The 8109-nt window shown below is 51.2% G+C and carries 11 protein-coding genes; 9 read left to right on the top strand and 2 right to left on the bottom strand.

All coding sequences use genetic code 11. The annotated features are described in order from the left end of the window. Positions 1–152: 152 nt before the first annotated feature. The 4 genes from porW (at position 153) to BUB16_RS21935 (ending at position 5040) form a co-directional block, all read left to right on the top strand. A complete protein-coding gene (gene porW, locus BUB16_RS12375) occupies positions 153–2618 on the top strand; it encodes a type IX secretion system periplasmic lipoprotein PorW/SprE (RefSeq protein WP_084088244.1) in 2466 nt (821 codons plus the stop codon). A 99-nt stretch (positions 2619–2717) separates the two neighbouring features. Further along, positions 2718–3533: a UDP-2,3-diacylglucosamine diphosphatase gene (locus BUB16_RS12370; RefSeq protein WP_073064643.1), complete on the top strand. Its 816-nt coding sequence runs from the start codon at positions 2718–2720 to the stop codon at positions 3531–3533. A gap of 49 nt (positions 3534–3582) precedes the next feature. Further along, positions 3583–4575 (top strand): glycosyltransferase family protein, encoded by a 993-nt coding sequence (locus BUB16_RS12365; protein ID WP_073064641.1) that lies wholly within the window; start codon positions 3583–3585, stop codon positions 4573–4575. A gap of 357 nt (positions 4576–4932) precedes the next feature. Further along, the gene (locus BUB16_RS21935; protein WP_244545692.1) at positions 4933–5040 is read left to right on the top strand and encodes a DUF2281 domain-containing protein; all 108 of its coding nucleotides are present in this window, start codon (positions 4933–4935) and stop codon (positions 5038–5040) included. A 69-nt stretch (positions 5041–5109) separates the two neighbouring features. On the opposite strand, the gene BUB16_RS12360 is transcribed toward BUB16_RS21935, so the two are convergent. Then, the gene (locus tag BUB16_RS12360) at positions 5110–5307 is read right to left on the bottom strand and encodes a hypothetical protein (protein ID WP_073064638.1); all 198 of its coding nucleotides are present in this window, start codon (positions 5305–5307) and stop codon (positions 5110–5112) included. A gap of 117 nt (positions 5308–5424) precedes the next feature. Between BUB16_RS12360 and BUB16_RS12355 the strand changes: the two genes are divergently transcribed. The 5 genes from BUB16_RS12355 (at position 5425) to BUB16_RS12335 (ending at position 6815) form a co-directional block, all read left to right on the top strand. Next, entirely contained in the window at positions 5425–5649 is a 225-nt protein-coding gene (locus BUB16_RS12355; protein ID WP_073064635.1) for a DUF433 domain-containing protein, read from the top strand. A gap of 57 nt (positions 5650–5706) precedes the next feature. Then, complete coding sequence (locus BUB16_RS12350) at positions 5707–5895, top strand: hypothetical protein (RefSeq protein ID WP_073064632.1); 189 nt, start codon at positions 5707–5709, stop codon at positions 5893–5895. After that, positions 5892–6182 (top strand): type II toxin-antitoxin system RelE/ParE family toxin, encoded by a 291-nt coding sequence (locus BUB16_RS12345; RefSeq protein WP_073064629.1) that lies wholly within the window; start codon positions 5892–5894, stop codon positions 6180–6182. Before BUB16_RS12350 ends, BUB16_RS12345 begins: the two co-directional genes overlap by 4 nt. Positions 6183–6352: 170 nt before the next feature. Then, on the top strand, positions 6353–6532 hold the full coding sequence (locus BUB16_RS12340; protein ID WP_073064625.1) for a hypothetical protein: 180 nt from the start codon (positions 6353–6355) through the stop codon (positions 6530–6532). Between the two features lie 46 nt (positions 6533–6578). After that, positions 6579–6815: a YlcI/YnfO family protein gene (locus tag BUB16_RS12335; protein WP_073064622.1), complete on the top strand. Its 237-nt coding sequence runs from the start codon at positions 6579–6581 to the stop codon at positions 6813–6815. Positions 6816–6904: 89 nt separating this feature from the next. Here BUB16_RS12335 and BUB16_RS12330 read toward each other — a convergent pair whose 3' ends face one another. After that, positions 6905–7453, bottom strand: a complete 549-nt coding sequence (locus BUB16_RS12330) for a DinB family protein (protein ID WP_073064619.1) — start codon at positions 7451–7453, stop codon at positions 6905–6907. Between the last annotated feature and the right edge of the window lie 656 nt (positions 7454–8109).

Below are 8109 nucleotides of genomic sequence, written 5' to 3'. Positions count from 1 at the left end.
CTGTATATAATAATCTCTGTGACTCAACGATTACCTCTCCCTAAAATTTATCTGCAATAGAGCGTAAAAACCGTTAAAATTATTGAGGACGGTTTCAGTTTTCGTGATCGGTCCGACACACAACCCAATCCAAAACATCAACACCCGCCGCTATGAGCAGGAGGTTTGTACTTACTGTGACGTTGTTGTCCGCTGTGCTGCTGGCGGGTTGCGGGAAGACCCTGAAAAGCGGGTGGAATAATTTCCGGGCCTATTATAACACCCACTACAATGCCAAAGAGTATTTTAAGGAGGGAGAAAAGGCGGTCCGTCAGCAGCCCCGCTCGCTGAACCCGGACTCGCCGGTGCGGGTGCATCCGCCGCCTTCACCCGCCGGAAAGGAGTCGTTTGAGCAGGCGATCGTAAAGAGCAGCCGGATATTGCGTCGCCATAACACGTCAGTCTGGCTCGATGATGCGCTGCTGCTGATGGGCAAGTCGTATTATTATCTGCAGGATTACGCCGCGGCGATAAAACGGTTGGAGCAGGTGGAAGATGCGGACCCGTCCCCGGAGACCTACCGGCAGGCGATGATTTGGAAGGGAAGGGCGATGCTGGATCTGGGGGTTCACAGCGAAGGGATCGCCTACCTCGGGGAGATGCTTGGCCAGTACCCGACGGAATGGCCGGAGGATGAGAAAGGGGAGCTGCAGATCCTGGCCGGGGAGCACCACGCGATGCTGGGAAACTGGGAGGAGGCCTCGGGATTCCTGTCCGCGGCGCTTTCGAATGTTTCGGACCGGCGGCTGCGGGGACGCGCGTTCTTTTTGTATGGACAGCTGCTGGAGCGGCAGAACCGCCCGGGGGAGGCGTATTATGCCTATTCGCAGGTGCCGTCTCATTTTGTGGGTTTTGAATATGACTACTGGTCCCGCCTGAAACAGGCGGAGGTCTCCCGGGAGCAGGATAACCTGGGCGTCGCGCTTGCGATCTACCGGCGGATGCAGCAAAATGACAAGTATGTGGACCGGCGGGAACGGCTGACGTTTGAGATGGCCCGTACGCTGGAAATGCAGGGGGAAACCGGGGAGGCGGAAGGTCTTTACCGTTCGCTGCTGTATGGGGACCCGCCCACCGATTTGCGGAGCCTGCAGGCGGATATTCATTACCGGCTGGGGAGGATACAGAGCGATCATCATCAAAACTACGCGATGGCGGCGGCCTATTTCGACAGCTCGGCGGCGCTGCGCGGGCAGGCGGAGAATCCGGAGGATGAAGAGGCTGCCGTGTTGGCGGAGGCGTTTGGGCGGTATACCGGCCTGAAGCAGTCGATTGAGCGGGCGGACAGCCTGCTGCGGCTGGGTTCGCTTCCGCGGGCAGCGCTGGATTCGCTCCTGGAGCGGGTGCGGGCGAACCGGAGGGAACAGCTGCTCCGGCAGCGGCAAGAAGAGGAAGAGGGAGCGGGACAGGGGGATCGTCTGATGAATCAGCCGGCGCTGACGGATGCGGCCGGTACGGACACCACCAACCGTTCCGGGATCTACGGCTTCCTGAATCATCGAAACCCGAATCTGATGGAGCGGGCGAAAGCCGAGTTCCGGGTGCTGTGGGGCGAGCGTCCGCTGACGGATAACTGGCGGCGCCGGGAGGCGATTGGCGCGGCCGGCGGTGGGGCACAGCCGAATGAGGAGGATCCGGCGGGCGCCCTTGCGGGGGATAATTCGGCGGATAGGGACAGGGATCGGGAAAAGGAGATGGAAATGGACATGGATTTGGAGGAGAACAAGAATAATGAAACGGGAGCCCCGTCCCCGGACAGGGAGGGGGATATCGGTATCAACAGGGAGGCGATCCCGCGCACCGAAGCGGAGCGGGCCCGGCTGAGGGAGGAGCGGGCGGCGGACCAGTACCGGCTGGGCAACCTGCTGTTTTTGGACCTGGATCAGCCGGACAGCGCCCGCGTGTATTATCACGCAATTGTCCGGGAGAAGGCAAACCCGGATCTTCGTCCCCGCGCCATGTATGCCCTCTATGAGACCTATAGCACGACGGGCCCCTCCGACAGCCTGCGCTACTGGGGCGACCGTATTGCCCGTGAGTATCCCGGTTCGGAATTTGCGCAGCTGGTAAGGGGAAACCGGGAACAGGGCGCTGGCGCTGCGGTGACGGCCGGGAGAGGGGACCGCCTGCAGGGGCTGCGGGACCAGCTTCAGGCGGTTGAGAGCGGGGGGGATGGAGCGCCGGGGTCTTCGAAGGCGAGCCGGCTGCGCTCGCTGGCGCTCGAGCATCGCGATTCGGAGCTGGCCCCGCATATCCACTACCGGGCGATCGAGGCGTATATCGGTGACGCTAAAACCCTGCAGTGGATCGCGGATCTGCAGCTGGAGCGGCTGCTGGCCTCCCCGGGCGATCCGGCAGAGCTCCCGGCCCGGCAGGGGGTTGGGATTCGCCGCCCGGTGCCGGTTTCCGGGGCATCGGGACAACCGGGTGGGTCGGCGTATGCGGCGCCGTATGCTGGGGGATATAGAGGGGCTCACTGGGATAGCGTCCGAACGGTACTGGCCGAGCACGAGGAGATTTTTGAGGGTTCACCCTACCGGGGGGACGTGCGGCGGCTCCGGGAGGCGGTGGGGAGGTAGTTACTATTCCTTAACACAGGCATCAAGAAAGATTAATGGTGAGGCTATTTCATGGTAACATAGGTTGGGTTTATTGCGACCTAACCAAAACGATATGCCATGAGAAAAAGAGCCGTCGACATTGTGGTGCTCTCTGATCTTCACCTCGGCACCATCGGATGCCATGCCGTGGAGCTGGCCCAGTATCTCCAGTCGATCGAGCCGGAGAAACTTATCCTGAACGGTGATATTTTCGATATCTGGAATTTCAAGAAGTATTACTGGCCGAAAACCCATATGGAGGTGGTCAAGTGCTTCCTGAGCATGCTGGCGAACGGGACGGACATCTATTATCTGACCGGAAACCATGATGAGGTGATCCGCAAGATCTCAAGCCTGCAGCTGGGACCTTTGTTCGTGAAGGATAAGCTGGTGCTGGACCTGAACGGGGAAAAATGCTGGATTTTCCACGGCGATATCTTTGATATCACCATGAAGCATACCAAATGGGTGGCGAAAATAGGCGGCAAAGGGTATGATCTGATCATCCTGCTGAACCGGGTGGTGAATTATTTGTTGAAAAAGATGGGGCGGGACAAAATTTCGCTCTCCCGTCAGATTAAGGACAGCGTTAAAAAGGCGGTCCGTTTCATCGACGATTTTGAAGTGGCGGCGATGGACCTGGCCATCCAGAACCACTACGACTATGTGATCTGCGGACACATCCACCAGCCGAAGATACGCGGTTATGAAAATGAGGAGGGCTCGGTCATCTACATGAATTCCGGCGACTGGATTGAAAATCTTACGGCCCTCGAATACAACGGACAGGAGTGGTCGATGTACCGCTACGAGGAGGATACGCATATCGACAAAAGTGAGCGCCCAGTCCTTCCGATCCGGCACAAGATGAAGGAAACGGCCGTCATAGGATAGAGGTAAAGGTAGAGGCAGAGGAAAAGGAACGGTAAACATAACGATAGCGATGAAGATACTATATGGTATACAGGGGACCGGCCACGGGCATCTGAGCCGGGCCAGGGAACTGCTTCCCGAGCTGGGCAGACATGCCTCGGTGGATGTGATGGTCAGCGGACACAATAGTGCGCTGGGGCTGGATGATCCCGTTACGTACCGCAAACGCGGCATCAGCCTCTCCTATGACAGCAGCGGGGGCGTCTCGTTGCTGGGGACGCTGCGGGACCTGCGTCCCATTCGGTTTTTGACGGATGTGCAGTCTGTTTCGATCGCCGAGTACGACCTGGTGGTCAGTGATTATGAACCCGTATCGGCCTGGTCGGCCCGGTTTGAGCCCACGCCCTCGGTGGCCCTCAGTCACCAGGCCGCTTTTCTGTCCCCCCGCTCCCCGCGTCCCCTGAAGCGATCCCGCACGGCGGAGATCGTTCTGCGGCACTTTGCTCCCGCCGACCGCGCCATCGGCTTTCATTTTAAGCCGTATGACGATTTTATCCGCCCGCCGATCATCCGTTCGTCCGTCCGCGAGCTTCAGGTCAGCCGCTGGAATCACATTACGGTTTACCTGCCCGCCTATCATCACAAGCTGCTGCAGCAGCTGTTCGCGCCCTTTTCTCATATGAACTGGCATATCTTTTCGCCCTTCTGCCCGCAGACGTTTGAGGAAGGGAACTGCATTGTCCACCCGGTAAGCCATCAGCCGTTTTTAGACAGCTTTGCCAGCTGCCGCGGGGTCATCTGCAGTGCGGGCTTCGAGACCTGCGCCGAAGCGATGTACCTGGGCAAAAAGCTGCTGGTGGTGCCCATCCGTCACCAGTACGAGCAGGCCTGTAATGCCGCCGCTCTTGAGGAGATGGGCGTTACGACGCTTGAGAGGCTGGAAGATCGTTCGCTGCAGATCTGGAACTGGCTGGAGCATCAGCATCTGGCGACCATCGATGAGATCGCCGAACCCCGGGAGGTGGTCGAGCAGATTCTGCTTACACAATCTGTTGCTATATAGTACGTCATTCAGTACTATATATAAGTCATTAAATAAAACAATTTATCATCTGATGAAACGCGTTCAGCTTGATAAAGATATTCAGCCTCTTTCGGAATTCCGGGCCAATGCCGCCTCGATGATCGAAAAGATCAAAAAAGAATCTCGGGTCCTTTATTTGCAAGATTCTATGCTAAAGAACAAGGGTTGTTTGGTCGTTAATTGTCTCTCACCCCTAATATGTTAGTTATTTGTAATTAGATAGATCTTCCCGATAATACAACCTATCTTTCCTGCACATCTAATATACGAGGTCGTTATATTCCTTCCACGTCAAATCATTTTCAGGTCTGACAAAGTTTAATTACATTTAAATCTATGGTTAAAAAAGAACTCATAAAACAAATAGAAAAACTTCCTCCCGAGGCTCAGCAGGAAGCAGCGGATTTTGTCGATTTTTTTTATGTATTCCCCCTTATAGTATAGCCCCAATGGTGAAGATGCAAGTTTATCTGATTTAAACTCAGCAGCGAGTAATATCAGTAAAGATGTTCGTCAGGAGCGGACAGCTTCAACTTCACTTGCAATCTCATCCGGACTTGGTGCAGTTACAGATTTGGCTCGAAGTTTTTTCAAGATTTCAGAAAAATCACTCTTGTCATATTTTCGGATAGCAATCAGATCTAAATCAGCCAGATCTTTAAGCAGTTTTCTGACTTTAGGATTTAATATGTCCACTTTTATTGTTTCCATAATTTGATTATACAAAATTGGTGTTGAATTGGAAAGTTTAATGATAGTTGTATATGTGATATGTTACGATTTTTCTGTATGTTTATTCTTGTAATTATCAATTAATTCTACAAAGCTATGAGTAATAGGAAAAAACGTATTACAGTAAATCCAGATCAGTGTGGTGGACGTCCTTGCATTCGTGGGATGAGAATTCGCGTTATTGACATACTCGATTTACTGGCTACTGGACTGACCCAGGATCAAGTTTTGGAGGAGTTACCTGATTTAGAAAAAGAAGATATCGAAGCTGCTCTGAAATATGCCAGCAGCAAAATTAATCATCCTGTCATTGCAGCATGAAAATATGGATAGATGCACAACTTTTACAGAAAGAGCCTAACTTAAAAATACAGAACTATGGAAAAAGCTGTTTTAAAAAAAGAAGTTGAAAATATGCTCGATGATTTGCCTGACGACGCTAATTGGGATGATTTGATGTATAAAATTTATGTGCGCCAATCTATTGAGCAAGGTCTAAAAGATTCCGAAGCTGGCCGAACTGTTTCACATGAAGATGTTAAGAAAAAATACAAGCTGGCTGAATGAGAATCATATGGACAGAGAAGGCAGAAAAACAACTCAACCAAATTTTTGAATATATCGCTTCCGATTCATCTTTATATGCCCATCGTACAGTTGGACAAATAATTGAAGAAGTAGAAAGTATTTTATCTCATCCCCGAAAAGGTCGCATGGTTCCGGAATATGAACGAGACAATATTCGAGAAGTTTTTCATCATCCGTATCGCATCATCTATTTGTTGAAAGATGAGACTATTGAAATACTTAGTGTAATTCATGGGGCTCGTTTGTTGCCAGACGACCTAAAATAGTAGTAACTATTTAACCAATCTTTTTCATCTGATTGTCTAAATTCAGCAGCGGCGATCAGTGCCCCTTAATTGCGAGGTTATTAGACAAAAGACGGAGGTTATTCATCGTTATGATAATTACTACTGGTAAAGTAGATTATAAGTAGCTAAAAGTTTAAATTTCTTATAGTATGATTACAAGGGAGAAAATAAAAAAAGAAATTGATCAACTTTCTGAAACTGAATTGGAAAAGGTATACCTGTATCTTTCCTCTCTGACCAAAGAAAAAAAGAAAAAACCTTATATTCGTTCTTTCAAGCTCAAAGGAAAGTTAGACGCTAAAGACCTCCGTTCTATCGCATATGAGTAATAGGAAAAAACGTATTACAGTAAATCCAGATCAGTAATGAGTTGCCATGAGTACCTTAAGTGTTAGATTACCCGATTCCCTGCATAAGAAATTGAAAGAACTCGCTGAACAAGAAGGCGTTTCCATGAATCAGTTTATCACTCTGGCTGTTTCTGAGAAAATGTCTGCTTTGCTGACGGTAGACTACCTGAAGGAGCGTGCTGAGAGAGGAAGTCAAAAGGCATTCGAAGAAATAATGAGAGAAGTTCCGGATGTAGAACCCGAAGAATATGACAAGCTGTAAGCCGGATATAAGATGATTTAAGGGGGAAAAGGTCCCGGGGAATTTCTATTTTTTAATCGTTATTTATAATAAGCGCCCACCGACAGGTATCAAACTGAACCGGTTTCAATTCCGTACTTCTCCCGGAGTATGTTCAGATGATGCCGCTCGTGTCCTGCTATGATATGCACCACCGCGCGGACGGAGAGAGCAGCATCGTTGGCCGTGCCGGTGCGCCGGGTCTGTTCGTCTGAAAAGCTGTTGAAGAGGCTGACATTGGCGTTCCGCTGGGCATCGTATTCCGTAGACAGGCTTTTGAGGCTACGGTCGCCAAACCCGGCGTGCTCCACGTAGGCATCCTGGTCGTAGCCCGGCAGGGACTGTCGTTCGCCCCGTGCAATACTGAGCGCGCGGTATGCCATGATGCGTTCGGTATCAATCAGGTGACCGATCATCTCTCTGACGCTCCACTTGCCTTCCGCATACCGGTAATCGGCCTGTTCGGGGGACAGCCGCTGGAGGTAGGTATGGACCTTTTGTCCCTGCTGAATAAGCATTTGGATAACGTTAGGCTCCGTTACGAGGCTGATATACCCGCCGTAGTAGTCGTTGTATTCCGTGGGTTCGGGATGATTTTCATCCCAGCTCAAAAATGCCATGGGTTTACAAAATTTATTTAGCAGAAAGAGGTAACCAGATAATATAAAATTCGATTCTCAATGATTACAGTACTTTTTTGAATGACTAAAAAAGTACTCATGAACTCATCGGTCCCCGTGTAATTTCCCGATATGTCGGGAGACCATAAAGTGACCTTCCGAAGGGTCAGCTGAGGGTTCTTCGCCTGAGTGTCATCCCCATGAACATATAAAAAGGCAAAACTCACTCCTTCGCTCGCTCACACAAGCCTTTTTACGGCCGGCTCGCGGAGCCTCCACCCCGGGCGGCTCACAACCCAAGGCCGGTGGGGTGGTTTTCTTTTAAATAAAACCAGATCAATGACAAAGAGTTCCGCCTCTTCTACGACGCCGAGAAAGCCCTGCTGTTCGAGCCGGCAGAACCATCAGAGGAAGAATAACCCATTCCACCCCGGCCTAATAAATGGTGCTGAGAAGAGTGACCGGAGCTGGAGCGGCTAAAATCATTTCTGTCTGAGGACCAGCGGGACGAGCAATTCAGTGCAATTTAATCCATTTCCCGGCCTTGAAAATAGGGCGTGCCGTTCAGGCAAAGGGGGGTGCTGAGAATTGGGTAAAAGAAAAATTGTTTGAGCCGCCATCGGCGGTGAGTTTTTTTCTTTTATTCGAAGCTCCAC

Origin of the sequence: Fodinibius roseus (genome assembly GCF_900129315.1) — a bacterium.
GTDB lineage: Bacteria > Bacteroidota > Rhodothermia > Balneolales > Balneolaceae > Fodinibius > Fodinibius roseus.
The sequence above is the reverse complement of the archived record's forward strand: the minus strand, read 5'-3'. Positions and strand labels throughout refer to the sequence as shown.

Excerpts from the sequence above, each read along its gene's own strand:
- porW (WP_084088244.1), top strand. The coding sequence starts at position 153 with ATGAGCAGGAGGTTTGTACTTACTGTGACGTTGTTGTCCGCTGTGCTG.
- BUB16_RS12370 (WP_073064643.1), top strand. The coding sequence starts at position 2,718 with ATGAGAAAAAGAGCCGTCGACATTGTGGTGCTCTCTGATCTTCACCTC.
- BUB16_RS12365 (WP_073064641.1), top strand. The coding sequence starts at position 3,583 with ATGAAGATACTATATGGTATACAGGGGACCGGCCACGGGCATCTGAGC.
- BUB16_RS21935 (WP_244545692.1), top strand. The coding sequence starts at position 4,933 with ATGGTTAAAAAAGAACTCATAAAACAAATAGAAAAACTTCCTCCCGAG.
- BUB16_RS12360 (WP_073064638.1), bottom strand. The coding sequence starts at position 5,307 with ATGGAAACAATAAAAGTGGACATATTAAATCCTAAAGTCAGAAAACTG.
- BUB16_RS12355 (WP_073064635.1), top strand. The coding sequence starts at position 5,425 with ATGAGTAATAGGAAAAAACGTATTACAGTAAATCCAGATCAGTGTGGT.
- BUB16_RS12350 (WP_073064632.1), top strand. The coding sequence starts at position 5,707 with ATGGAAAAAGCTGTTTTAAAAAAAGAAGTTGAAAATATGCTCGATGAT.
- BUB16_RS12345 (WP_073064629.1), top strand. The coding sequence starts at position 5,892 with ATGAGAATCATATGGACAGAGAAGGCAGAAAAACAACTCAACCAAATT.
- BUB16_RS12340 (WP_073064625.1), top strand. The coding sequence starts at position 6,353 with ATGATTACAAGGGAGAAAATAAAAAAAGAAATTGATCAACTTTCTGAA.
- BUB16_RS12335 (WP_073064622.1), top strand. The coding sequence starts at position 6,579 with ATGAGTACCTTAAGTGTTAGATTACCCGATTCCCTGCATAAGAAATTG.
- BUB16_RS12330 (WP_073064619.1), bottom strand. The coding sequence starts at position 7,453 with ATGGCATTTTTGAGCTGGGATGAAAATCATCCCGAACCCACGGAATAC.